The sequence below is a fragment of the Streptomyces qinglanensis genome, assembly GCF_900111245.1.
GTDB classification, from domain to species: Bacteria; Actinomycetota; Actinomycetes; order Streptomycetales; family Streptomycetaceae; genus Streptomyces; species Streptomyces qinglanensis.
In genome coordinates this window covers 285,976-309,651 of sequence record NZ_FOGO01000001.1, presented here as the reverse complement: position 1 = coordinate 309,651, position 23,676 = coordinate 285,976, and the positions used below count along the sequence as shown (strand labels likewise).

General features: G+C 73.5%; 20 protein-coding genes and 2 pseudogenes. 9 read left to right on the top strand and 13 right to left on the bottom strand.

Features of this window, described 5'->3' with window-relative positions:
• Window positions 1-32: 32 nt before the first annotated feature.
• The gene (locus BMX65_RS01355) at window positions 33-422 is read left to right on the top strand and encodes a hypothetical protein (RefSeq protein ID WP_074998232.1); all 390 of its coding nucleotides are present in this window, start codon (window positions 33-35) and stop codon (window positions 420-422) included.
• Window positions 423-506: 84 nt separating this feature from the next.
• On the opposite strand, the gene BMX65_RS01350 is transcribed toward BMX65_RS01355, so the two are convergent.
• Both BMX65_RS01350 and BMX65_RS01345 read right to left on the bottom strand, forming a co-directional pair.
• Window positions 507-1,922, bottom strand: a complete 1,416-nt coding sequence (locus BMX65_RS01350) for an MFS transporter (RefSeq protein WP_074998231.1) — start codon at window positions 1,920-1,922, stop codon at window positions 507-509.
• Between the two features lie 207 nt (window positions 1,923-2,129).
• Window positions 2,130-2,963 carry an oxidoreductase gene (locus tag BMX65_RS01345; protein WP_074998230.1) on the bottom strand — a complete coding sequence of 278 codons (834 nt, stop codon included), beginning with the start codon at window positions 2,961-2,963 and terminating at the stop codon, window positions 2,130-2,132.
• Between the two features lie 119 nt (window positions 2,964-3,082).
• On the opposite strand from BMX65_RS01345, the gene BMX65_RS01340 reads away from it, so the two are divergent.
• The gene (locus BMX65_RS01340; RefSeq protein WP_074998229.1) at window positions 3,083-3,988 is read left to right on the top strand and encodes a LysR family transcriptional regulator; all 906 of its coding nucleotides are present in this window, start codon (window positions 3,083-3,085) and stop codon (window positions 3,986-3,988) included.
• A 127-nt stretch (window positions 3,989-4,115) separates the two neighbouring features.
• On the opposite strand, the gene BMX65_RS01335 is transcribed toward BMX65_RS01340, so the two are convergent.
• Window positions 4,116-4,577 carry a pyridoxamine 5'-phosphate oxidase family protein gene (locus BMX65_RS01335; protein WP_074998228.1) on the bottom strand — a complete coding sequence of 154 codons (462 nt, stop codon included), beginning with the start codon at window positions 4,575-4,577 and terminating at the stop codon, window positions 4,116-4,118.
• Window positions 4,578-4,799: 222 nt separating this feature from the next.
• Here BMX65_RS01335 and BMX65_RS01330 point away from each other — a divergent pair, with 222 nt between their 5' ends.
• The 3 genes and pseudogenes from BMX65_RS01330 to dapA all read left to right on the top strand — a co-directional run bounded on the left by BMX65_RS01330 (window position 4,800) and on the right by dapA (window position 6,723).
• Window positions 4,800-5,153 carry a hypothetical protein gene (locus BMX65_RS01330; RefSeq protein ID WP_074998227.1) on the top strand — a complete coding sequence of 118 codons (354 nt, stop codon included), beginning with the start codon at window positions 4,800-4,802 and terminating at the stop codon, window positions 5,151-5,153.
• Window positions 5,154-5,307: 154 nt separating this feature from the next.
• Window positions 5,308-5,547 (top strand): annotated as a pseudogene (locus tag BMX65_RS01325) (SDR family oxidoreductase); the annotation flags it as partial.
• Between the two features lie 186 nt (window positions 5,548-5,733).
• Window positions 5,734-6,723: a 4-hydroxy-tetrahydrodipicolinate synthase gene (gene dapA, locus BMX65_RS01320; protein ID WP_074998226.1), complete on the top strand. Its 990-nt coding sequence runs from the start codon at window positions 5,734-5,736 to the stop codon at window positions 6,721-6,723.
• Window positions 6,724-6,744: 21 nt separating this feature from the next.
• Here the strand turns inward: dapA and BMX65_RS01315 are convergent, their stop codons facing one another.
• Both BMX65_RS01315 and BMX65_RS01310 read right to left on the bottom strand, forming a co-directional pair.
• Window positions 6,745-7,584, bottom strand: a complete 840-nt coding sequence (locus tag BMX65_RS01315) for an NmrA family NAD(P)-binding protein (RefSeq protein WP_074998225.1) — start codon at window positions 7,582-7,584, stop codon at window positions 6,745-6,747.
• Window positions 7,581-8,012 carry a nuclear transport factor 2 family protein gene (locus BMX65_RS01310; RefSeq protein WP_074998224.1) on the bottom strand — a complete coding sequence of 144 codons (432 nt, stop codon included), beginning with the start codon at window positions 8,010-8,012 and terminating at the stop codon, window positions 7,581-7,583. Before BMX65_RS01310 ends, BMX65_RS01315 begins: the two co-directional genes overlap by 4 nt.
• 88 nt (window positions 8,013-8,100) lie before the next feature.
• Between BMX65_RS01310 and BMX65_RS01305 the strand changes: the two genes are divergently transcribed.
• Together BMX65_RS01305 and BMX65_RS01300 are read left to right on the top strand one after the other, a co-directional pair.
• On the top strand, window positions 8,101-8,733 hold the full coding sequence (locus tag BMX65_RS01305; RefSeq protein ID WP_074998223.1) for a TetR/AcrR family transcriptional regulator: 633 nt from the start codon (window positions 8,101-8,103) through the stop codon (window positions 8,731-8,733).
• A gap of 421 nt (window positions 8,734-9,154) precedes the next feature.
• Complete coding sequence (locus BMX65_RS01300; protein ID WP_074998222.1) at window positions 9,155-10,411, top strand: Cmx/CmrA family chloramphenicol efflux MFS transporter; 1,257 nt, start codon at window positions 9,155-9,157, stop codon at window positions 10,409-10,411.
• Here the strand turns inward: BMX65_RS01300 and BMX65_RS01295 are convergent.
• Window positions 10,359-10,586 carry a hypothetical protein gene (locus BMX65_RS01295; RefSeq protein ID WP_239501838.1) on the bottom strand — a complete coding sequence of 76 codons (228 nt, stop codon included), beginning with the start codon at window positions 10,584-10,586 and terminating at the stop codon, window positions 10,359-10,361. The genes BMX65_RS01300 and BMX65_RS01295 overlap by 53 nt on opposite strands.
• 394 nt (window positions 10,587-10,980) lie before the next feature.
• Here BMX65_RS01295 and BMX65_RS01290 point away from each other — a divergent pair, with 394 nt between their 5' ends.
• Window positions 10,981-14,418 carry a metallopeptidase domain-containing protein gene (locus tag BMX65_RS01290; protein ID WP_074998221.1) on the top strand — a complete coding sequence of 1,146 codons (3,438 nt, stop codon included), beginning with the start codon at window positions 10,981-10,983 and terminating at the stop codon, window positions 14,416-14,418.
• Between the two features lie 147 nt (window positions 14,419-14,565).
• A pseudogene (locus BMX65_RS34220) lies at window positions 14,566-15,153 on the top strand (transposase); the annotation flags it as partial.
• 156 nt (window positions 15,154-15,309) lie between these two features.
• Here BMX65_RS34220 and BMX65_RS01285 read toward each other — a convergent pair.
• From BMX65_RS01285 to BMX65_RS01260, 7 genes are all read right to left on the bottom strand, one after another.
• The gene (locus tag BMX65_RS01285; protein WP_074998220.1) at window positions 15,310-16,311 is read right to left on the bottom strand and encodes a proline racemase family protein; all 1,002 of its coding nucleotides are present in this window, start codon (window positions 16,309-16,311) and stop codon (window positions 15,310-15,312) included.
• The gene (locus tag BMX65_RS01280; protein ID WP_074998219.1) at window positions 16,311-17,276 is read right to left on the bottom strand and encodes a dihydrodipicolinate synthase family protein; all 966 of its coding nucleotides are present in this window, start codon (window positions 17,274-17,276) and stop codon (window positions 16,311-16,313) included. The genes BMX65_RS01285 and BMX65_RS01280 overlap by 1 nt, the downstream gene beginning before the upstream one ends.
• A 7-nt stretch (window positions 17,277-17,283) precedes the next feature.
• Complete coding sequence (locus tag BMX65_RS01275; RefSeq protein WP_079171637.1) at window positions 17,284-18,918, bottom strand: NAD(P)/FAD-dependent oxidoreductase; 1,635 nt, start codon at window positions 18,916-18,918, stop codon at window positions 17,284-17,286.
• Window positions 18,915-19,289: a (2Fe-2S)-binding protein gene (locus tag BMX65_RS31145; RefSeq protein ID WP_079171636.1), complete on the bottom strand. Its 375-nt coding sequence runs from the start codon at window positions 19,287-19,289 to the stop codon at window positions 18,915-18,917. Before BMX65_RS31145 ends, BMX65_RS01275 begins: the two co-directional genes overlap by 4 nt.
• Window positions 19,286-20,566, bottom strand: a complete 1,281-nt coding sequence (locus BMX65_RS01270) for an NAD(P)/FAD-dependent oxidoreductase (protein ID WP_074998218.1) — start codon at window positions 20,564-20,566, stop codon at window positions 19,286-19,288. Before BMX65_RS01270 ends, BMX65_RS31145 begins: the two co-directional genes overlap by 4 nt.
• 141 nt (window positions 20,567-20,707) lie before the next feature.
• A complete protein-coding gene (locus BMX65_RS01265; protein WP_107437358.1) occupies window positions 20,708-21,328 on the bottom strand; it encodes a helix-turn-helix domain-containing protein in 621 nt (206 codons plus the stop codon).
• A 199-nt stretch (window positions 21,329-21,527) separates the two neighbouring features.
• On the bottom strand, window positions 21,528-23,639 hold the full coding sequence (locus tag BMX65_RS01260; RefSeq protein WP_074998733.1) for an ABC transporter permease: 2,112 nt from the start codon (window positions 23,637-23,639) through the stop codon (window positions 21,528-21,530).
• Between the last annotated feature and the right edge of the window lie 37 nt (window positions 23,640-23,676).

Below are 23,676 nucleotides of genomic sequence, written 5' to 3'. Positions count from 1 at the left end.
GCGAGGTTTCGGGCCCGTGTCCGAAGTCGAGCATGACGGTTCGTGCCGGCGACCTGCACGGCGACTACCAGGGTCCGCACGGCTTCACTCTCGGGCACGCCTCCACCCAGCATCCCGAAGGGCGTACCGCTCAGGTCGGCACGGTACGGGTGAAGAATTGGGCGATCTCGCTGGAGGAGCTGGGCGACAATGGCCCTCCCGGCAAGGGCTTCCAGGGAGAGGGGGCCTGGGAGTTCCGCAAGGAGGAAACCACCGGTGGAGAAGAGTTCCGCCAGATCGAACGCGACTTCCTCCGCGGTACCTCCGAGCAACGGGTGTCCACCGAATCGCAGTATCGGGGAATCGGCGGCACCCGGAACGAGCCCGAACTGTTCGTGGAAACGGACCTCGACACCTGCCCGAGCATCGTCTTCCACCGGTAGCTGCCCGCGGGACGGGCCCCGGTGCCGGCCGCACCGATCCGGCGGCGAGGTGGCCCGCGGCGCCGCCGCGACCCACCGTCCGGCTCACGCCTCCGCGCGCCGGTGCCGGTTCCGCGGCAGCGTCAGGGTCGCACCGGCGGTCAGGACGAGTCCGGCCGCCGCTGTCAGCATGCTCCAGCGCATGCCGGTCAGGAACGTGTTCGCGCCTGTCAGCAGCGCGCCGAAGACTGCCACCGCGAGCGCTCCGCCGACCTGGCGGCCGGTGTTGAGGACGGCCGATGCGGTGCCTGCCCGGTCCGCTGGTACGGCGTCGAGCAGCATCGCGGTCAGTGCCGGTACGGTCAGCGCCCCGCCGAGGCCGACCGGCACCATCAGTGCCGCCACTGCCCATGGGGCGGTGTGCGCGCCAACGGCGAGCAGGGCCAGCAGTCCGGCCGCCCCGGTCAGTTGTCCTGCCAGCATCGGCACGCGCGGGCCGAACAGCGAGGCCAGTTTCGCCGAGGCCAGGTTCACCGCGGCGACGAGTGCCGTCATCGGAATGAACAGCACACCGGCGTGCAGGGCCGACTGGCCGCGCTCCTGCTGCAGATACAGGCTGAAGACGAAAACCCCGCCGTAGTAGGCGGCGTTGAGCATGAAGCCGACCACCAAGGACACCGCCACCACCCGGGCGCGGAACAGCGGCAGCGGGAGCATCGGGTGCGAGCCCTTGGCCTGCGCAGCAAGGAAGACGGCTGCCGCGACGGCGGCCACCAGCAGCGACACCACCACGGGCGGCCGGCCGAAGCCTTTGTCGCCGCCCTCGATCACGCCGTACGTCAGCGCGCCCATCGCGATCACTGCGGTCACCTGCCCGAGCACGTCCAGCCGCGCGGGCAGCCGCGGCGACGCGGGTACGCGGGTGAGCAGGGCGAGCGCCAGCACGCCCGCGGGCAGGTTGACGAAGAAGATCCACCTCCAGCCCGCGGACGCGGTGAGCGCCCCGCCCAGCACCGGCCCGGCTGCCACCGCGACCGCCCCGCCCACGGTCCAGACGGCGATGGCCCGAGCTCGTTCCGCCTGGTCGGGGAAGCCCTGCCGGACCAGCGCGAGCGAGGCGGGCATCATGACCGCCGCCGCCGCGCCCTGTATCAGCCGCGCCGCCACCAGTACCCCGAGACCGGGTGCGAATCCGCACGCGGCCGAGGCCAGCCCGAAGAGTACGAGGCCGCCGCCGTACGCCTGCCGGGCCCCGATGCGGTCGGAGACGGCGCCGGCGGAGAGCATCAGGGCGGCGAAGGCCAGGGTGTACCCGTCCACCACCCATTGCAGGCCGGTCATGCCACCGCCGAGGCTGCGGCCGATGTCGGGCAGCGCGACGGTGACGATCAACGCGTCCAGCGAGATGAGGAAGAAGCCCAGCAGCGCCGCACCGAGCACCACGGGGGAACCGCCCCTGCCCGTTCCCGGCGCCGCGGCTGCGGCACCGGAGGTGGGAGAGGGCCTGAGCAGGGATTTCATCGCGACGCTCCTGGGACGTGCGGGAAGAGGCGTGAGCGGGGCAGGGATGGCTGCCGCCGGGACGGGCCGGTGGGTGCTGCCCTCGCCCCGACCGTCTCCGACTGTGCCGCGGTTGAGAGACGGCACGCCGGGTGCGGGCCCGCCGCGACCGCGCGGGCGGGACGGGCGCTACGGGAGGGCGGCTGGGCGGATCGGCGGCTGGCGGTGTCAGTCGTCGAAGTCGGTCGAGCGGGTGAGCTTCTCCCAGGCGCGGAGTTCGGTGCGGGCGCGGTCGAGATGGTCGGTGAGGGCGTCGGCGGCGTCGTTGCCGAGCGGCAGCCGCAGCGGGGGTTCGTCGGCGTCCAGCGCGGTGAGGACGGCGGCCGCGGCCTTGGCCGGGTCCCCGGGTTCGCGGCCGCTTCCCTCCGGCAGTCCGGAACGGACGGGGCCGACGGTGTCCTGGTAGGCGTCCAGGGCCGAGGAGGGGTGCAGCGTCGCGGGGTCGGCGAAGCCGGTACGGAATGCACCGGGTTCGACGATCAGTACCCGGATGCCGTGCGGGGCGACCTCGGCGGCCAACGCCTCCGAGAGCCCCTCCAGGGCGAACTTGGTGGCGCAGTAGGCGCCGACCCCGGCGAAGGCGAACCGTCCGCCCATGCTGGTCAACTGCACGATCGCGCCCGAGCCCTGGCGGCGCATGTGCGGCAGCGCGGCCCGGGTGAGCGCGGCCGGGCCGAAGAAGTGCAGGTCCATCAGGTCCCGCAACTCCGCGTCGGTGCTCTCCTCCACCGCACCCACCATGCCCCTCCCGGCATTGTTGACCAGGACGTCCATCCGGCCGTGCCGCGCCACCACGCCGTCGATCGCGGCCTGTCCGGCCGCGCTGTCGGTGACGTCCAGCGGCAGCGCCTCGACCTGGTCCGGATGTGCGGCGACCAGGTCGTCGAGCAGCGCGGTGCGGCGGGCGGCGGCGACCACGATGTCGCCCGCGGCCACCGCCGCTTCGGTGATCGCCCGCCCGAACCCGCTGCTCGCTCCGGTGATCAGCCAAACCTTGTTCATGTCCGTCTCCCTGTGATGGGTGGCCCGCCTGTGCTCGGCGGTCCGTGTGCGGGCGGTCCGTGTGGGAACTACCGTGCCGGGCAATCCAGTTGCCGGTCCAAGATCTGCTGTGATAGCCGATGGTTATGGACGTGCACGGGCGGGATCTGAGGTACTTCGCGGCAGTGGCCGAGGAACTGCACTTCACGCGCGCGGCAGAGCGGCTGTACGTCTCGCAGCCCGCGCTGAGCAAGCAGATCAGGATGCTGGAGAAGCAGGTGGGGGCCGCGTTGTTCGAGCGCGATCGGCGCGACGTGCGGCTGAGCGCGGTCGGTGCCGCGCTGCTGCCGCATGCCCAGCGCATCCTCGCCGAGTGGGAGGAGGCGCAGGAGGCCGTCGCCGGGGTCGTGGCCGACCAGGCGACCGCCCTCGTCGTGGGGATGAGTACCAGCCCGGGGCGCGGGGGCGTGCTCCCGGCCATCCGCTCCCGCTTCACCGCGGCACGCCCCGACGCCCGCCTCCGGCTCCGCCAGGTCTCCTGGCACGACCCGACCGCCGGGCTCGCCGAGGGCACGTGCGACGTGGCGTTCGTCTGGCTGCCGCTGCCCGATCCGGACCGCTACCGGTGGGTGGTGGTCGCCGAGGAGCCCCGCCTGGTCGCCCTGCCCGATACGCATCCGCTCGCCGACAGGGAGAGCGTCGACTTCGCCGACCTGCTGGACGAGCCGTTCCTCGCGCTGCCCGACAGCGCCGGGCCGCTGCGGGACTACTGGCTCGCCACCGAAGCGCGCGGCGGAAGACCGGCCCGCATCGGCGCCGAGGTGGCGAGCACCGAGGAGACGTACGAGGCACTCGTCGCCGGTCTCGGGGTGGTGCTGCTGGCGGTCGGGAACAGCCCGCTGATCACCCTGGGCGGGGTCGTCACCCGTGCGGTCCGGGGCATCTCGCCCAGCCGCTTCGCGCTGGCCTGGCGCGCCGATGACCGCCGCCCGCTGGTGCGGGAGTACGCGCATGCCTGCGAGTTGGCGGCCGGGACGGCGGACTGAGCGTGCGACGCGGATGCGGGAGGTGCCGGGACCGCTCCCGGGACGCGGGAGGGACCGCGGTGCCCCGAGTCCGGTCCTCGGGCCGGGGCCGGGCCTGGGCCGGGCCGGAGCCCGGCCGGTGAGAAGGCTAGTCCTGCCACCTCCCGTCGCGCATGATCACCCGGCCGCGCAGTTCCGGCTCGCCGCGCCACGCGCGCACGGTCCTCGGTGCCACACGCAGGTAGACGAAGGGCTCTTCTTCCCTTCGCGGGTCCCAGCCGAACTCGGTGGCGAAGGCATCGGCCGCGTCGCCGGGGACGTCGTGGACCGGGAAGCACTCCGCCGCACCCTGCAGCAGCACCACGTCGAAGGTGTCGGGCAGCGCCAGGCGCACCCGCGGCTCGGCGCGGACGTTCCGCGCCGTCGCGGACGCGGCACCGGTGCACATCCACACCGCCTGCCCGTCCCACGAGAACCACAGCGGCACCTGGTGCGGGCCGTCATCGGGATGTGCTGTCGATACCCAGATGTCCCGTTCGGTGGCCAGCCGGTCCAGAGTGTCGCGCCTGCGCTCCGCCGTCTCCCGGCGAACCGTTCCCGTGGTCTGCATGGGCGCCGACTCTAGCCAGCGGCAGCGAAGCGCACCTGAGGCGAGGGGCCTACGTCCGTGGACCGAGGCCCCTCCCTCTCGGTCACCGGCCCGGGACGTCCCCGGCGGGCCCCCGGCGTCCTCTGCCCGCGCCGACGGCCGCCCGGGACGTCCGCGGTCGGGCGCGTTGTGAAAGGGCACTGGTGGGTGGGTGACCCCTGGTGGGTCAGTAGAGTCGCCAGCATGGCGCACCCAATGCTGCGGGCAATCGAAGACGACGGGCGTGCGGTGGACGATCCGAGCGAGGAAGTTCTGCACGATCTGCTGGCGGACATGAACCTGCGTCACCGGTTCGTGATCTTGGAAAGGCTCGACCTCGAGCCTGTGGACCAGCACTACATGCAGGTGTATCTGAACGACGACATGAGCTACCAGGTGGAGTACCGCGAAGGCAGCGCGGACAAGCACTTCCAGGCCCATGTCCCCAGGCCGCACGAGATGATCGGCCCGGCGCCGGTCGCCAAGGTGATGATCGACTGGGCGTACGACCGCGGGGGATGGCGTGAGGCGATGCCCTGGGTTCAGATAGCCGTCTGAGAGCGGCAGCGGACCGGGAGCCGAGCGATCCCGCCCCGCCCGTGAGGCGCTCCTTGCGGCCGGTCGGCCCTGTCGGACGCTGCCGACCTCTCTCCTCGCCGTGCTCGGGCAGGCATGACGTCAGTCCGCGCTCGTGGATGAGTACTGAGTACACCTGGGCGCGCGCGACATCACGGCGAGTGTCGTCTCGCCGGGATACGTGGCCGACACGGAGTTCTTCGGCGGCCATCTCACCCCCGAGCGGCGCGCTCACCTCATCGCCTCCACCGCGGTCGGCCGCCCGGGCCGTCCGGAGGACATCGCAGGCGCCGTCGTGTTCCTGGCCTCGCCCGCGGCGCGCGACATCACCGCGCAGGTGCTCAACGTCAACGGCGGGGAGCGAGGCACCCGCTGACCGCGCAGAGGCCGAACACGAGTCCGGGCCCGAGCCCGAGTCCGAGCCCCGGGCCGCGTCCGTGGCGCGCGCCCGGGTGGCGGCGCCGCCGCGGGCGGGCGCCGCCGCACCGTGAAGCACAGCTGTTCCCGCGGGTTCACGGCAATTGAATGGTCCCGCGGGCGGGGACGGCCGCACACTCCTGGCATGCCGATCCTCACAGGCCCCTTCGGGCGCGTCGCAGCAGCCATGGTCACCCCCTTCGACGAGGCGGGGGAGCTGGACATCGAGGGCGCGCGGCGGCTCGCCGTGCGGCTGGTGGACGAGGGGGGCTGCGACGCTCTCGTGCTCAGCGGGACGACGGGGGAGTCGCCGACCACCTCGGACGAGGAGAAGAGCGCGCTGGTACGCGCCGTGGTGGCGGAGGTGGGGGACCGGGCCCGCATCGTGGCGGGGGTCGGTTCCAGCGACACCCGCCGCACGGTCGCGCTCGCCCGGGACGCCGAAGCGTGCGGCGCGGACGGCCTCCTGGTGGTGACGCCGTACTACTCGCGCCCCACGCAGGAGGCCGTGGTCCACCATCTGCGCACCGTCGCCGACGCCACCGGGCTGCCCATGATGCTGTACGACATCCCCGGCCGTACCGGGACCGCGCTCACCACCGCCACCCTGCTGCGGCTGGCGGCGCATCCGCGGATCCGGGGCGTGAAGGACTGCGCCTACGATCTGCTGAAGTCCTCGCGGGTGATGGCGGAGACGGGGCTGGCCTACTACGCGGGCTGCGACGAGTTCGCGCTGCCGCTGCGGGCGATCGGCGGCGCGGGGTGCGTGAGCACGGTCGCCAACGTCGCGGCTCCGCTGGTCCGCGGGGTGCTCGACGCGTATGACGCGGGGGACCGGGCGTCGGCGGCCCGCCGCCATCGTGCGCTCGCCCCGCTGACGGAAGCGGTGATGACCGGGCAGCCGGGTACGGTCGCGGTGAAGGCGCTGCTCAACGCGCGGGGTCTGCCCGCGGGGCCGGTGCGCGGCCCGCTGCTGGACGCGGATGCCGGGCTGACGGCGCGCCTGCTGGAGCTGCTCGCCTGCGCCGAGGCCCGAGCCGAGGCCGAGGCCAGGACGGCGGACGGTGCCGCCGTGCCCGCGCCCGAACCCGCTGTCGGCGCCGGGGCGGCGGCGATGCCCGGGGGAATCCCGTGACACCTCCTGCCGCGGGAGGGATCAGGCCGGCTCTCGTTCGGCGAAGGCGGCGAAGGAGCCCGCCGGGCGGCCGGTGACGCGCTGCACGGTGTCGGTGGTGCGGTCCTCGGCGCCCTCGGCGATGGCCCGGTCCAGCCCGGCGAGCAGCGCGGCGAACGCAGCGGGCAGCGACTGGGCCAGTCGGTCGCGCAGTTGGTCGCCGGTGAGCTTCCGGTGGGTGACGGTGCGGCCGGTGACGCGGCTGAGAACGGCGGCGACGTCGTCATAGGAGAGCGCCTCCGGGCCGGTGAGGACCAGGTCGGTGTTCGGGGAACTGGTGTCGGTCAGCGCGTGGACGGCGACCGCGGCGATGTCCTCGGCGTCCACGAAGCCGACCCGTCCGTCACCGGTCGCCGTCAGAATGGTGCCGTCCGCGCGGAGGGACTGTGCGTGCGGATGGTCGCCGGTGAAGTTCTGCATGAACCACGAGGGGCGCAGCACCGTCCACTCCGCGAACAAGTCGGGGAGTTCCTGGTGGATCCGGCCCGTGGCCGGTCCGCCGGCGGGGACGGCCGAGGAACTGAGCAGCACCGCGCGGCGCACCCCGGCGCTGCGGGCCCGGTCGAGGAAGGGCAGGACGACCTCGGCCGGTTCCGGATGGCCCGGCGGTGGGGTCAGATGGACCCGGTCCGCGCCGCGCAGGGCGTCGCGGTGGGTCGCCGGGTCGTGCCAGTCGAAGTGGACGGCCTCGGCGCCGGGTACGGCACCGGCGCTGCGCGAGGCGGCCCTGACCCGGTGCCCGGCGGCGGTCAGCCGGGTGGTGACTCGGCGGCCGGTGGTACCGGTGGCCCCGATGACGAGGACGGTGGAGGGGGTGTTCATCGGGGGTTCCTTCCGGTGAAGTCACTCGCGGGCTCCTGGAGCAGCACGAGGGGGTTCCAGTAGTCGCGGTAGTGGGTGAAGAGCCCGTTCTGCACGGTCACCACGGCGATGTAGGTCATGTCGAAGGAGGTGCCGCTGTCCACCAGCCGGCCCACCCCGCGCATCTCGACGACGACGGTTTCCGGAACGGTGGTCCGGTGGATCTCCACGTGGGGGAAGTCGTGGAGGTCGATGTGGTCGGGGTATCCGCGCATGTAGTCGGCGACCGCGGCCTTGCCCTCCAGTCGCGCGGGCCAGCCGTCGGGTGCGAAGGGGAACTCGAAGACCCCGTCGGGGTCCCACAGATCGACCCAGGCCGGGATGTCCTTGTCGAGCAGGAGGCGCAGGCCGTGACGGTACACGTCCTCCGGTGCCGTAGGCGGGGGCATGGGGCTCCGTCCAGTACGATGCGGACCCGAGGTCCGTTTCGACAAACGATACGGACCACTGGTCCGTTTCGCAATCCGGAGTCACCACATGCCCGAACGCAAGCCACGCAAGGACGCGGTCCGCAACCGGGCGGCCGTGCTCGCGGCGGCCGACGCCCTCTTCGCCGGCTGCGAGCGCCCCGAAGCCGTGACGATGGCCGACATCGCGGAGGCGGCCGGTGTCGGGAAGGCGACGCTGTTCCGGGCCTTCGGGGACCGCACCGGCCTGATCCGGGCGCTGTTCGAAGCCCGTCTCGAACCGGTCAGGACGGCGGTGGAGGAGGGGGAGCCGCCACTCGGCCCGGCGGCCCCGCCGCTGGAGCGGGTGCCCGCGCTGCTGGACGCGGTCCTCTGCTTCAAGCTCGACAACCGGCACCTTGCGCTGGCCCTGGAGGGAACCGGGAGCGACAGCCCCTACCAGGCGCCGCATTACGAGAAGTGGCACCGCACGCTCCGGGACCTGCTCGCCCGGGTGCCCGGACTCGACGACGGCGGATTCGCCGCCCATGTGCTGCTCGCCGCCACCCGCGCCGACCTCGTCGAACATCTCGTGGGGCAGGAGCGGACAGGGCGCGAGCAGGCGCGGGCCCAACTCGCCGCCTTCACCGCCAGGCTCCTCGGTCCGGGGGGCGGCGGCCGGTCCGTCGGTACCGCCGACTCCCGGGCGCCCGCCTCCGGATGACCGAGGCCCGGACGGTCGCTCCCGCCCGCCGTCCCCGTGCCGTCCGCACAGGCGCGCCGCCTGCCGTACCCCGCGCCGCGTCGTCCGCGCGGCGGCGCCCGGGAATCCCGTGGAGCGCGGCACCCCGTGCGGTTAGGGTGCAGGCATGTCCAGCCCCGAGGCATCCAGACGCTAGCCACCGGCTCTCCGGTGGCTGTCTCGTGCCGTCTGCTTCCGCGTCCGCCGAACGCCACCCGATCGCCGTGCCCCGCGCTGTTCCGCGGCAGTGCCGCCACGCGCCCGGCCGGGCCGGATCCCTCCTGACCCGCGCACCTCCGCACGAGGTGCCGTGAAGCCTGCTCAGGCTGCCTCGGTCATGCCCGCCGCGGTGCCGCGTGCCTGCCGCCGTCCTTTCCGATCCGAGTGAGGATTGCGGGTTGTCATGCCTTTTGTGCTGTACGTACTTGCGCTGGCGGTATTCGCGCAAGGGATGTCGGAGTTCATGCTGTCCGGTCTGGTGCCGGACCTCGCCGCCGACATGGGGGTCTCTCTCGCCGCGGCCGGTTCGCTGACCTCGGCGTTCGCCGTCGGAATGGTCGTGGGTGCGCCGCTGATGGCGGCCCTCGGCAGCCGCTGGGACCGGCGCAGGGCACTGCTGTGCTTCCTGAGCACGTTCCTGCTGGCGCATGTCGTGGGTGCGTCGACGACGAGCTTCGCCGTCTTGGTCGCCACCCGGGTGGTGGGAGCGCTGGCCAACGCCGGGTTCCTCGCTGTCGCGTTGGCCGCCGCGGCCGCGATGGTGCCGCCCGGCGCCAAGGGGCGGGCCGTCTCCGTACTGCTCGGCGGGGTCACGCTCGCCTGCGTCGCCGGAGTGCCCGCGGGAGCCCTGCTGGGGCAGGCATGGGGGTGGCGCGCGGCGTTCTGGGCAGTGGCGCTGCTCTCGGCACCGGCCCTCGCGGCCCTCGTCCGCTCGCTGCCCGGAGCGCGCCCGGACGCACCGCGGCCCGCGCACCCGGAGGCCGCACCGACCACCGGTGTCCGCCGGGAACTGCGGGCCCTGCGCGGGCCGCGGCTGCTGGTGACGCTGCTGCTGGGCGCCCTGGTCAACGGTGCCACCTTCTGCTCCTTCACCTACCTCGCTCCGCTGCTCACCGAGGAGACCGGGTTCGCGGACGGCCGGGTGCCGGTGCTGCTGGCGCTCTTCGGCCTCGGCTCCTTCCTGGGCACCGCCGCCGCGGGCCGCCTCGCGGACCGGCATCCGCTGCGGCTGCTGGTCGCGGGCGGCGCCGTCCTTCCGGTCGGGTGGGCCCTGTTCGGGCTGACGGCCGGGCACCCGTACGCGGTCGTCGTCCTCGTGCTGGTCCAGGGCGCGCTGTCGTTCGCCGTCGGCTCCACGCTGATCTCCCAGGCGCTGTACGCCGCCGCCGAGGCACCCTCCCTCGCGGGCGGTTTCGCGACGGCGGCGCTCAACGTCGGGGCTGCGCTGGGCCCCTGGGCCGGGGGCCTGGTGCTGAGCAGCGGACCCGGCTACCGCGCCCCGCTGTGGGTCAGCGCACTCCTGGTGGCGCTCGCGTGGGTGGTGGGCGGGGCGGCGCAGGCCGTCGCCGCCCGGCGTGCGATGCGGCGGAGGCGGGCCGCCGTCCGGGTCAGGGCCGGAACACCTCCCGCCGGCGGTGCGCCACGGACACCTCACCGCTGAGGGCCAGATCCGAGAGCGGGAGCCGGTTCCACAGGGCGAGATACAGGTCCCGTGCCGTGCCCTCGTACACGCAGTCCGGCGCGGTCGGCGGCGCGGTGGCGCGCTCCGCCCGCGCCGGGTCGCCCAGGACCGCGGTCCAGTCGGCGCCGGGGACGTCCGTCGCCCGGAGGTGCAGGGTGCGGGGATCGGCGGTGAAGCCTTCCGGCGTGCCGCGCCGGGGGTGGCAGCCGCATCTCAGCCCCGCCGGTCGTCCTCGACGGGGAGGCAGCCGTCTCCACGGCAGACTGTCCGGGCTTCACCGGCCTCGTGCATCGCGGCCGGGATGCCCCGCTCGGGTGATGGTGCTGTACTGGGAGAGGTAAGGCGAGAGGCCCTTTGGCGGACCTCAGTCGCGCGCCGTCACACCCTCGTACGGCACACGTACGCATCTCCGTCGACGATTTCGTCCGGCGGCCTGACTGCCGCATGATCCTCTTTCTCGATTCGAGCTCTCAAGCCCTCGATCGAACCGGCAAGGGCCCCCATCGGGCGTCCCCGGCAGTCGGACCATACGACTCCTGAGGAATTCCATGATCAAGCAACTCACCTCGCTGAACGATGCGAAAGCCGCGGTCGAGGACGTCAATCGGGGCCTTGTCTGGCTGGTCGAGGGCGACCTGCCGCGCCTGGCGTCCTGGGACCTGGCCGCCGGACAGCTCAGCCGACACCTGGACCTGCCCTCCCCGCCGAGCGGTGTCGCCCTGAGCGGCGACCGCAAGGACGTACTGATTGCCCTGCAGGACGGGACGGTCGTCACCGTACCTGCCGACGATCCGGCGGCGGGCATGACACGGGTGGTTCAAATCCCGCTCGAACTCGGTCAGATGGCAGCGACCACACCACTCACCGGTCGTGGGCACGCGCTCGCGGTCGCCGGGCCGGCATCGCGCGTGGTCTCCGTGCGCCTCAGCGACGGCCAGGTGCGGAACGTGGTGGACGTACCGGATCTGACCGGCGTCACCGCCAGTGCCTCGGACGTGTGGGCTGCAGCGACGACGGCGGGCGAAGGTCGGCTGCACAAGATCACCACCGGCACCACACAGGGCCTCGTGTCGGGCCAACTGCCCACGGGACACCTGACCGTGAGCGCCGACCGCGAGCTCCTGCTGACCGCCCACCCCGCCGCCGACCGCGTTTCCGCCTTCCGGTTCGCCGACGGCAGCGTGACCGTCTGCGCCACCGACACACCCGGCCTCGAGGGACGTATCGTCGAGATGCACGGCCTCGACGACGGCCGCTTCCTCCTCGTCACCGGCGAGGGCCTCGCTGTCGCTGACGACTTGGGCGACTTGGAGAGCAGGCCACGGCTCGTACCCCCGGCCGATCCGCTGTTCGTCGGCTCCTGGATCCCGCTCCAGTACGATCTCTCGGGCTCTGCCCTTACCGGCGACGACCTGTCGTTCGTGGTACACGGCGCCCCGGACGCCGCCCTGGTCTCCCACGCCTCGACGACTCCAGGGCCGGAAGGTCACAAGGTACCGATGCTGATCGCGGGCGGGCTGCTCGGCGAGTTCGAGGTCTCCATGGTCGAGACCGCCACCGGCGTGGAGCTCGACCGTGTCACCTTTGAGGTGACCGACCACTGGCGCGACCCCGACCACGGCCCCTCGAAGATGCTCCAGGGCGACAGCGCCCCGCCCCCCGCCGGTGACTGGGGCGGCGGCCCGAACACTCCGCAGAACCTCGGCACGAACGCGCACAACGGACGCTGGCGAGTTCTGGTCCTGCTCGTGAACACCCGGGACGGAGCCTTCCCGGCCACCGATCCGGGCCTTGCCGCGGCCCGCAAGGCGATCCTCGACGAGGTCCAGGACGGCGCCACCTTCAATGGCCAGACCCGCTCGGCACGCCACTACTACGAGGAGCTTTCGGGCTGGAACCCCAGCACCGGTCGCGGCCTCACCGTCCAGGCTTACAACAACCGCGTCTACGGCCCGGTCACCCTGCCGGAGGGCTGGGGAAGTTACTTCGCGCAGAAGAAGGATGCTGCGGGCACCGTCATAGACGCCCGCTGGTCCTCACTCGGCGCGACCGTCCAGACGATCATCACCAGGACGATCTCGGACGGCCTGCTCACCAACGCCGACTACAGCAACATCGACGTCCTGCTGATGGTCCCGTTCTCCCCGGACGCGCCGGGCACCGGGACCAACCGCTTCGTGTGGCCGCACGCCAGTTCGGCGCGGACGTTCCTGGCCGGGACCAATGTCGCCAACGACCAGGAGACCTTCGGTTTCATCTTCGTACCGCCCGACTTCGCGACGCAGGACGGCCGCCAGGTCCACACCACGCTCTCCCACGAGCTGGGGCACACCCTCGGGCTGCCCGACCTCTACAACTTCCCGTCGTACACGCCCGACATCACCGGCCGGCTCACCGGCAACTGGGACATGATGGCCGGCAGCCGCGACACCCTTCCGCACTTCACCCTCTCCAACCGGATGCGCCAGGGCTGGGTCGACGCCGCTCACCTGAAGCTCTACAACTTCGCCGGCGCAGCCAGCGTCAATGACTCGATCACCCTGCACGCCGCCGAACTCGGCACTCCGCCCGCCGGGCGCGTACGCGGTATCGAGATCCGTCGCGCCGACGGCTGGAACGCCTACGTCGAGTACCGCGGACGGCAGCCGGGCCAGATCGGTGACACCCTGCCGGCGGACCGTCGGGTGGTCATCACCGACGTCACGTCGGACGCGTTCATCACTCCCAACTCGCGGCCGCCGATCATATTCGTCCAGAACGACGAGGACGGGGACGGCCCGATCCTGGACACGGCGGCCGACTACGAGGACCTCGAACCGGCGACCCAGACGACGCTCCTGGTCAAGGTCGACTCGACGGCCGCCGACAACGCGGTCGTCAAGCTGGAGTACGGCTCCGACGGGCGCCCCGACCCGGGCATCCGCCCGTGGTCCGGCGGCCCCGACTGGCAAAGCCCCGACATCGAGGTCCGTAATGCCAAGTCCGTGGCAGATCCCGGGCGTTGGTACAACACGCCTTGGGTCGGCAACCCGAACTCCGTGATCGCGAAGGTCCGCAACAGCGGTGACCTGCTCTGCAAGGGTGTCGTCGTCGACTTCTACGTCACCGAGTTCACGGTGGGGGACGGCCCCTGGATTCCGCTGGGCAGCGACACTCGCGACATCCCGCCCAACGCCACCCAGGAGTTCACCGCTGGCTGGTCACCGACCAGTGCCACGGGCCACTACTGCATCATCGTCCGCATCCGGCTCTACCAGGACCCGACGGTCGCCGGAGTGGTCGAGACGAACATCTACAACAACGAGGCGCGATCCAACTACACCCGCTTCGTCTCCGCTTCGGCGTCTCCGTCCTCGCGCGCGCTCGCCCGCATCCAACTGGCCAACCCCTTCGAGGACTCCGCCGTGGTCACTGCCGTGGTCCACCAGACACACCGCTTCCATCGCGTCTACCTGGACCACCAGTGGCTGCGCGTGCCGGGCGGCGGGAGCCGGCCGGTCCAGGTCTTCGACGAGGCTCTGGCCGGTTTCCCGGAGGCCGAGGAGTACGGCGACATCACCGAGTCATTGTGGGGGCGGGACAACAAGGTCAGCATCGAGGGCTGGGCGGAACGGCCGTTCCCGTCCGACTGCGGCGCGCCCACCCTGACGGGCGGCGCGGGTGTCCGTGTCGGCTCCGGCCGGGCGACCACGACCCGCGTGACCGAGGCGTACCTGAGTTACGCCGCCGGCACGGTCGAGTACGTCGACGGAGCAGGGGGTGCCCCCGACGGAAAGATCGTCGTGGTCGCCCAGGAGGCCGATGAATCGGGCATCATCGATCCGATCGGGGACCGGGTGACGGTCGAAGGCACCGTGCAGAACGGCCAGTTCAGCTTTGAGTTTCGTCGCCCGCTCGATGCCGAGCACGGCATGGTACAGGCGCACTTCCTCGGCGACTTCGGAGCCGCGCCGTCTGAGAGCGAGGCCGTACTTGTGCACGAGTAGTGATCCAGCCGGAAACGGCTGCCTGAGCTGGTCGGTCGGCTTCGTTGTGTCGGCCATGGTGGGGACGGATGAATCGATGAATCTGTCTCGTGGGCCGGGGGATGCGGAGTCGGGTCCGCGCGGGTTGCGGGCCGGTTCTCGAGGGGACTGCGGCGGCGGATGCGGGACCACGTGCGTGGTCCACTGGCTCCGGTGGAGCGGAAGAACCGCCGGCAGCTTGCCGAGTATGCAGGTCACCGCGGGCCAGCAGGTTTCCGACCGCTGCTGAACGGTGCGGCCTGGGACGTCGCGGTCCGGGATGACGTGCAGGATGACGTCACCGAGCACTCCGGCGCCCCGGATGCGGTCCTGATCGTGGACGACACCGGCTTCTTCAAGAAGGGCACCACGTCTGTCGCGTGCAAAGGCAGCACTCGGGTACGGCTGGCCGGACGGGGAACTGCCGGATCGAAGTTTCGCCGTCCGCGCCCGGCCACAGGCGGAGCGTTGGTGGACCGGGAGCTGTATCTGTCGAACGTTCTTGCGGCGACGGCGCCAAAGGCTCGGGCATCTGCGACTGGGCAGCCGCCCGCCCGCCGGCGATCGAGGTCTTCGACGGCGACCGGTCCACTCGTCAGCGATGGGTACTCGCCCGCCGCAGCCTGTCCGACCCCTGCGAGATCGCCCTACTGCCGTGCCTACGCGCCCAACGGCACAACAGAACCGACTTCACCAGCACCATCTGCTTCACCGTGGCGGAAGTCCGCAGCCTCTTGGACGCTTGCTGCCCTGCCCCGCACCCCACCACGGACCCTCGGCCTGGTCCCTCTGGCGCAGACGGCATCAAGCCCTCACCCACCGCTGCCATTGCCGAAGAAGAACCAGCTCAGACGACGATTTCTGACTGGAGTACTAGAGGACGAAGCCGTGCGGGAACGGGTCCCGCGGGTCGAGCAGGTAGGTGGCCATACCGGTGATCCACGCCCGGCCGGAGAACTCCGGTACGACCGCGGGCACTCCGCCGACCTCGGTGGTCTCCAGCAGTTGTCCGGTGAACCGGGTGCCGATGAACGACTCGTTCACGAACTCCGTGCGCAGCGGCAACGCGCCGCGTGCGTGCAGTTGCGCCATCCGCGCCGAGGTGCCGGTGCCGCAGGGCGAGCGGTCGAACCAGCCGGGGTGGATGGCCATGGCGTTGCGCGAGTGCCGCGCGTCCGAGCCCGGCGCCAGGAACTGCACGTGCTTGCAGCCGCTGATCGTGGGGTCGGCCGGGTGCACCGGCCGGTTGTGCTCGTTGACGGCGTCCATCAGGGCGAGCCCTGCGGCCAGGATGTCGTCCTTCCGCGCCCGGTCGAACGGCAGGCCCAGCCGGTCGAGTTCGGTGATGGCGTAGAAGTTGCCCCCGTACGCCATGTCGTAGCCGACCTCACCCAGCCCCGGTACCCGGACGGCCGCGTCCAGCTCCAGCGCGAACGCGTCCACGTTCCGCAGCGTGACCCGCTCGGCCGCCCCGTCCCGCACGGTCACCCGCGCCTCCACCAGACCGGCGGGGGTGTCCAGCCGGACCGTGGTCTCGGGCTCGGTCACCTCCACCATGCCGGTCTCGACCAGCACCGTCGCCACCCCGATGGTGCCGTGCCCGCACATCGGCAGGAAGCCGCTCACCTCGACGTAGACCACACCCCAGTCGGCCTCCGGGCGGAGCGGCGGCTGCAGCAGTGCGCCGCTCATCGCGGGGTGCCCGCGCGGCTCGTCCACCAGGAATCTGCGCAGCTCGTCCAGGTGTGCGACGGCCCAGCGGCGGCGCTCGGCCATCGTGGCACCCGGGATCGGCGGCACGCCGCCGGTGACGACCCTGGTCGGCATGCCCTCGGTGTGCGAGTCGACGGCGCTGAGCGAGCGGACGGAGCGCATCAGGACCCCCGCTGCGCGAGTGCGGCGACCGCGCGCGCCATGTCGGCCTCGACCTGTTCCCGCTGTGCCGGGCTCAGCGGTCCGCGCGGCGGGCGGCACGGGCCGCCGAACCTGCCGACCTGCTCCATGCCGAGCTTGATCGCCTGGACGAACTCGGTACGCGAATCCCAGCGGAAGGCGGCCACCAGTGGCTCGTACAGGGCCCGCGCCTCCTCCAGCTTCCCCGCCGCGGCCAGTTCGAAGAGCTGCGCCGACTCGGCCGGGAAGACGTTGGGGAACCCGGCGAACCAGCCGGTCGCACCCATCAGCACGCTCTCCAGCACCACGTCGTCGGCGCCGCTGACGACCTCCAGCCCGGTTCCCGCGGTCCGCTCCCTGATCTCCAGCACGCGCCGGACGTCCCCGGAGAACTCCTTGACGGCCACGACGTTGTCGATCTGCGCGATCTCCGCGACCAGTTCCGGGGTCAGATCCACCTTGGTGTCGACCGGGTTGTTGTAGACCATCACCGGGAGACCCACAGCGGCCACCTCCGCGAAGTGCGCCAGCACCTCGCCCCGGTTGGCGCGGTACATCGTGGGCGGCAGGCAGAGCACCCCGTCCGCGCCGTCCTCCGCGGCGGCCTCAGCCCAGCGGCGGGCCTGGTGCGAGCCGACGCCGTGCACCCCGACGACGACGGTGCCCGTACCGCCCACCGCCTCGATCGCGGTGCGGGCCACCTCCCGGCGCTCCCGGTCGGTGAGGGAGGAGTACTCGCCCAGCGAGCCATTGGGCCCGACGCCGTCGCAGCCGCTGTCCACCAGCCACCGGCAGTGCGCGGCGTAGCGGTCGTGGTCCACGGCCAGGCCCGCGGGGGCCGAGGCGTCCTCGCGGTAGGGCAGCGCGGTCGCCACCAGCACACCGCCGAGACCCCGTGGGGTCCGCTGCGGCTGCGGGTGCCGGGCGGCTCGGATGTCGCCGGTCATGAGCGTCTCACCTCTGGTCGGTCGGGTCGGACGGGTCGGTCGGGCTGGACGGAGCCTCTGGGGATTCGGCGACCGGGCCGGACGGGGTGGTCCGGTCGGCCGCGCCGGGTGGCTTCGGCCCGCCGCTCCGGTCCGGCGTTTCCTCCGGGGAGCCGAACGGGACGGGCGCGGCGGCCAGTTCGCCGAGCCGGAGGGGCTGGGCCAGCGGCCTGCGGTGCGGGGTGTGCCCGGGCGGCTCAGCGGCCGTACCGTGCCCCGCGGGCCCGGCGCCGAGACGCGCGCGCAGTTCGGCGACGGTGGGACCGCAGACCCGGGCCTGGCACGGGCCGAGCCCGGCCCGGGTGCTCAGCCTGGCGACCCGCGGCGCCGCCTGCGCCGCGTCGCCGAACGCCGCGCACAGCGTGCCGTAGTCGGTCTCCTCGCAGCGGCACACGACCGTGTCCTGGCGCAGCCAACCGGGCCAGCCCGCACCGATCGGATGCGCCCGGGCCAGCCTGCGGGCGAAGGCCCGCCCCTCGTCCCGGCTGCGCCGCAGCACCCGCAGCGCGGGGACCGCATGGTCGCCTCCGGCGGCGGTCCATCCCGCGACGGCGCCCTCGACCCGGGCGGCCGGGGCCCCGGCGACACCGGTGATCTCCCCGGCGGCGAAGACGCCCGGCACGCTGGTGCGCTGCTCCCCGTCCACGACCACGAACGGTCCGGCACCGGCGCCGGCCGGTGTGTCGCGCAGCGCACAGCCCGCCGCCAGCGGGAGCTCCAGGCGGGGGCTGAACCCGTGACCGACGCAGAGCGCGTCCACCGGCACCGTGCGCTCCGTCCCGTCGACCACCGACCAGTCCGGGCGCAGCCGCGCCGTGACGACCTCCTCCACCCGGCCGTCGCCCCGCGCCTCCACGACCGTACGGCCGAGGCGATAGGGCACCCGGTGGCGCACCAGCGCCGCCGCACTCCCGGCGAGTTCGGCCGTCTTGCCGAGCTGCGCCGCCAACTCCCAGGGACGGCTGAGCCAGTTGCGGCCCACGGTCGGGAAGGTGCCGGCCTCCAGTACCTCCCGCACCCCCGCGCCGGCCTCCAGCAGCGACGCGGCGACCGCGAGCAGGAAGGGGCCGGTGCCCGCGACGACGACGCGGTCGCCGACCACCAGGCGTTCCCCCTTCACCAGCGCCTGCGCGGCCCCGGCGGTGCAGACGCCCGGCAACTCCCAACCGGGGAAGGGCAGCACCCGGTCGTGGGCGCCGGTCGCCAGCACGAGCGCGTCCGCGTCCAGCGTGCGCCGGGTACGCCCGGAGCCGTCCGCGGGGCCGCCGCACAGCAGGTGTACGCGCGGCGGCGCTCCGGAGCCCGCACCGGGTGGGCCGTCGGCGGGACCGGTCCGCTCCAGGGCCCACACCGAGGTCTCCGGCAACCAGGTGCAGCGCGGATGCGTCAGCACCCGGCTGCGGCGCCGGAGGAAGGCGTCCCGGCCGTGCCGGAGCCCGCCGGGGTGCCCGGCGGACGCCTCGGGCGGCATCCGGTGGTACTGGCCACCGGGCTGTTCGGCGGAGTCGATCAGCGTCACCCGGGCGCCCGCCGCCAGCGCGGCGCAGGCGGCGGCCAGCCCGGCCGGTCCGGCGCCGGTCACCGCGACATGACGGCGGGTCATCCGGTGGCCTCCCCGTGCTCCGGGTACCCGTCGGCCCCGGCGTCCGCGGACCGCGACCCACCCGTACCGGGCCGGGTACGGGACTGGGTGCGCACCTCGTCGCCGTCCGCGGCGCGCCGCAGGCAGGCGCGTACGTCGCGGTCGCCGTTGACGGTCACCAGGCAGTCGAAGCAGACGCCGATGCCGCAGAACACCCCGCGTGCGGCGCCGGAGGGCCCCCTGCGCCAGGCCGTACGGCCGGCGGCGAGCAGCACGCCGGCCACCGTCTGCCCCGCGACGCCGTCGACGGGCCGCCCGTCGACGGTGATCCGCAGCGGGCGTTCCCCGCGGCCGTCGGCGGTACCGCGGGCCGGTAGACGTCTCGGGCTCATCTCTCCTCCTGTCCCTGTTCCTGAGGGTCCTGAGCTTCGTGAGCTTCCTGGGGTTCCTGTCGCCGGGATGCAGCCGGCTGTTCCTGCTGCCGGGGTGCGGGCGCGGCCAGGACGGCCGGGCGGTCCACCCGGAAGGCGTGGCTCCCGACCCCGGTCGGCTCGCCCAGCACGAGCTGCCGCAGCAGCCGCGCGGTGCCCACCGACAGCCCGATCCCGGCCCCTTCGTGGCCGGTCGCGTGCCAGAGTCCCGGCAGCCGCGGGTCGGCACCGATGATCGGCAGATGGTCCGGCACATACGGCCGGAACCCGCCGTACGCCCGCATCACCGGTACTCCCGCCAGGGAGGGGAAGAGGCGCAGCGCCTTGGCGGCGACCGCCGACAGCGCCTCGGGCCGCAGCCGGTCGTCGAAGCCCGCCCGGCGCCGCGAGGACCCGATCAGCACGCTGCCCGCCGCGGTGGACTCCACCACCGCGGCGGTCTGCAACTCCTCCTCGCTGCTGCCGACCGCGCCCACGTAGTCGGCGTCGTAGACCTTGTGGAAGACGGTCGGCGGCAGCGGCGTCGTCACCAGCACGTCACCCCGGCGCGGTGCCACCGCGACCGGTGCCCCGAGCCGGGCGGAGAGCACACCCGACCACGGTCCGGCCGCGTCGACGAACAGATCGGCCTCCAGCAGCCCGTCGCGGGTGCGGACCCCGGTCAGCCGGCCGCCGCGCACGACCCCGGCCAGCACCTCCTCGCCGGTGCGCAGTGCGGCACCCGCCGCGCACGCGTCGGTGAGCAGCGCCGCCGCCGCGCCCGCGGGCTGCACCTGGGCGTCCTCGGGATAGTGGACGGCCGCCGTGTGCGCGGCGGTGACGAAGGGTTCGGCCGTGCGGAGTGCGTCGGCCGTCAGCTCCTCGGCCCGTACCCCGGTGCTGCGCTGGGCTGCGGAGAACTCCGTCAGACCGCGGGCCCCGGCGTCGGTGGTGGCGACGACGATGCCGCCTTTGGGGTGCCATTCGGCGGCCTCGACCGCCCGCCGCCCGGCCCGGGAGCGCTCCGCGACCGCGGCCAGCACCTCGGGCCACAACCGCCGGGAGAGCTGGGCGAGCCGCAGTTCGGGTCCTGGGCCCTTGTCGGAGACGAGGACGTTGCCCTCGCCGTGCGACGTGGTGGCCGCGCCCGCGCCGCCGCGGTCGAGCAGCGTCACGTCCAGCCCGGCCAGGGCCAGTTCCCGCGCGCAGGCCGCTCCGATGATGCCGGCGCCGAGCACCGCGACCCGCGTTCGGTCCATCGAACCTCCCTGTTCGGCAAAGCGAACGAGAGGGACGCTATGTCAGCGCCCGGGGCGTGTCAACGGATGTGCACCCGGGTGCCGGAGGGCGGTGCACGGGTGCTGCTGCCCGTACGGCGGGCCCGCTGCGCGGGCAGTGGCTCACGCGCCGGGCGAGGCGTCCGCGTCGAGCAGCGCGTGCGGCGTGCTCGGATGCAGCCGCTGGTCCGTCCGGTACTGGAGGAGCAGCACCGAGCGCACCGTCCCCTCCGCGGCGGCGTAGCTGTGCGGCAGCGCCGCGTCGAAGGCGACGTAGTCCCCGGCCGTCAGCTCCACCTCCTCGCCGTCGACCGCCACGTCCAGCCGCCCGGCCTGCACCACGGTGTGCTCGATGCCCACATGGCCCGGCGAGTCCCGCCGCTCACCGGCTCTGAACTGCTGGTCGTACACCTCGAAGACGGCCTCTCCCGACTCGATCCGCTGCAGCGGGCGCAGGTCGACTCCCTCGCCGCTGAGCACCTCGACGTCCTCACCCCGGACCACGCGCAGCCCCGCCGGCCGCTGGGTGTCCAGCAGGTCGGAGATCGGCACCTCCAGGACGCGCGAGAGGCTGAAGACCGTCTCGATGGTGGGATTGCCGGTGCCCGACTCCAACTGGGACAGCGTCGCCTTGCCGATCCTCGACCGGCGGGAGAGCTCGGAGATCGACAGTCCGCGCCGGGCCCGCACCCGCTTCAGGTTGAGTGCCAGCATGCTCCTGATCGACCCCTGGGGACCGCTCACGTCCCCTCCTTCCTCGCGATGCTCTGTTCGTTATACGGAACGACCGCCGCGCGGTCCCGGTCATTATCCCGAACAGCGGCGCGGCGGAGGCCGGGGCCGTCGCCCCCACCGGATTGCAGCAGTCCGCCGTCCGCTCCCGCGGGGCCGCGCATCCGCGGCTACGCGGGTACGCGGCCCCGCGTACCCGCCGGGCCGCCGGTCACCGCTCCACGAGGGTGATCTCCGTGGCCTTGACACTGGTGAACACCTCGGCGCCGTCCGCCAGTCCGAGTTCGGCCGCGGCCTCCGCGGTGATCTCGGCCACCAGATCCGGGCCGTCCGCCGGGGCGTCTGCCGGGCCGTCTGCCGGGTCGTCCGCGGCCGCCGAGCCCCCCGGACCGGGCTCCGCCGCGACCAGCACCCGCAGCCGGCTGCCGACCGCGGTGATCTCGCGTACCGTTCCGCGCCGTACGTTGCGGGGGCTGCCGTGCGGCCGTGCGCGGTGCAGGGCGACCGCCTCGGGGGCGATGACCGCCAGGACGGGAGCGCCTGCGGGCACCGGGTCCGCCACCACCAGGGTGCCGCCGTCGTCCAGGGCCAGGGTGCCGCCTCCCGTGCCGGTCCCCGGCAGCGCGTTGCGGCCCAGCATCCGGGCCACCCACGGCGAACGCGGATGCCGGGTCACCTCGGCGGGCGGAGCGTCCTGGAGAGCCCGGCCGTCCTCCAGCACCAGCACCCGGTCGGCCAGCGACACCGCCTCCACCGGATCGTGCGTGACCAGCATGCACACCCCGCCGAAACCGGAGAGATGGCCGCGCAGGGTGTGCCGCACCTGCGCCCGCGTCGTCTGGTCGAGCGCGGCCAGTGGCTCGTCGAGCAGCAGCAGCCGGGGACGGGCCGCCAGCGCGCGGGCCAGCGCCACCCGGCCCGCCTGGCCGCCGGAGAGCTGGCCCGGCCTGCGGTGTGCCAGATGCCCGACCCCCAGCCGCGACAGCCACTCCTGCGCCTGGCGGCGTGCCTCGGTGCGTCCCACGCCCTGTGCGCGCAGCCCGTAGGCCGTGTTCGACAGCGCGGTCAGATGCGGGAAGAGCGCGCCGTCCTGCGGGACCCAGGCCACCCCGCGCCGGTGCGGGGGCAGCGAGCCGACCTCGCTGTCGCCGAGGGCCAGTTCGGCGCGGGCGCGCGGGGTCAGGCCGAGGAGGGCCCGCAGCAGTGTCGTCTTGCCCGCGCCGTTGGGGCCGACGACCGCCACCGTGGTGCCGGGCGCGGCCTCCAGTGTGAGTTCGGTGAACCCGGTGACCCGGGCGTGCAGCGGCCAGGTCCCGGCCCGGCTGCCGGGGTCCGGGAGGTCGCCCGGTTCGCGGGCTCCCGGGACGCCGGGGCCGGGGACGCCGGGGCCGGGGACGCCGGGGCCGGGAGCGCCGGGGCCGGGCGGCGGTGTGCCGCCGGGGGCCGGTGCGGTCTGCGGCGCCTCCTCCGCCAGGCGCCCCCGCCGCCCGGGGCGGCGACGGGGCCGACCGCCTGCGGAGGGGGAGCCGCCGGCGCCGGTCCACCGGCCGCGCAGCCCGACGAGCACCGCCATGGCGATGGCGAGCAGCAGCAGCGAGACCGACGTCGCCGCTTCCGGCTCGTTCTGGAGCAGCAGGTACACCTGGAGCGGCAGGGTCTGCGTCGACTCCGGCAGATTCCCGGCGAAGGTGATCGTCGCCCCGAACTCGCCCAGCGCCCGGGCCCAGGTCAGTGCCGCCCCCGCGGCCAGGCCCGGGGCCACCAGCGGCAGCGTCACGGTGCCGAACACCCGCAGCGGCCCGGCCCCCAGCGAGGCGGCCGTCTCCTCGTAGGCGGGCCGCAGCCCCGCGAGGGTCCCCTCCAGGCTGATCACCAGGAACGGCATCGCCACGAACGTCGCCGCGACCACGGCACCCGAGGTGTGGAACGGCAGGACGATGCCGAAGGAGTCCTCCAGCCAGGGGCCCAGCAGCCCCCGCCGTCCGAAGCCGAGCAGCAGCGCCACTCCGCCCACGGTCGGCGGCAGCACCATCGGCAGCAGGACCAGCGACCGCACCAGGGCCTTGCCCGGGAAGTCCACCCGTGCCAGCAGCCAGGCCAGCGGCACGCCCAGCACCAGGGAGAGCGCGAGCGCGCCGAAGGAGACCAGCAGTGAGAGCCGCACCGCGTCGATGACGCCCGCGCTGCCCAGATGGGAGCCGAGCGCCCCCCACTCCGTACGCGCCAGGATGCCGAGCAGCGGTACCAGCAGGAACCCCGTCGCCAGCAGCGCCGGTACCGCCAGCGCGAGCGGCGTCCGGGGCCCGGTGCGGCGCCTGCCGATACGGGGACGCCGGTCCGGACGCGGTTCGTGTGCGGGG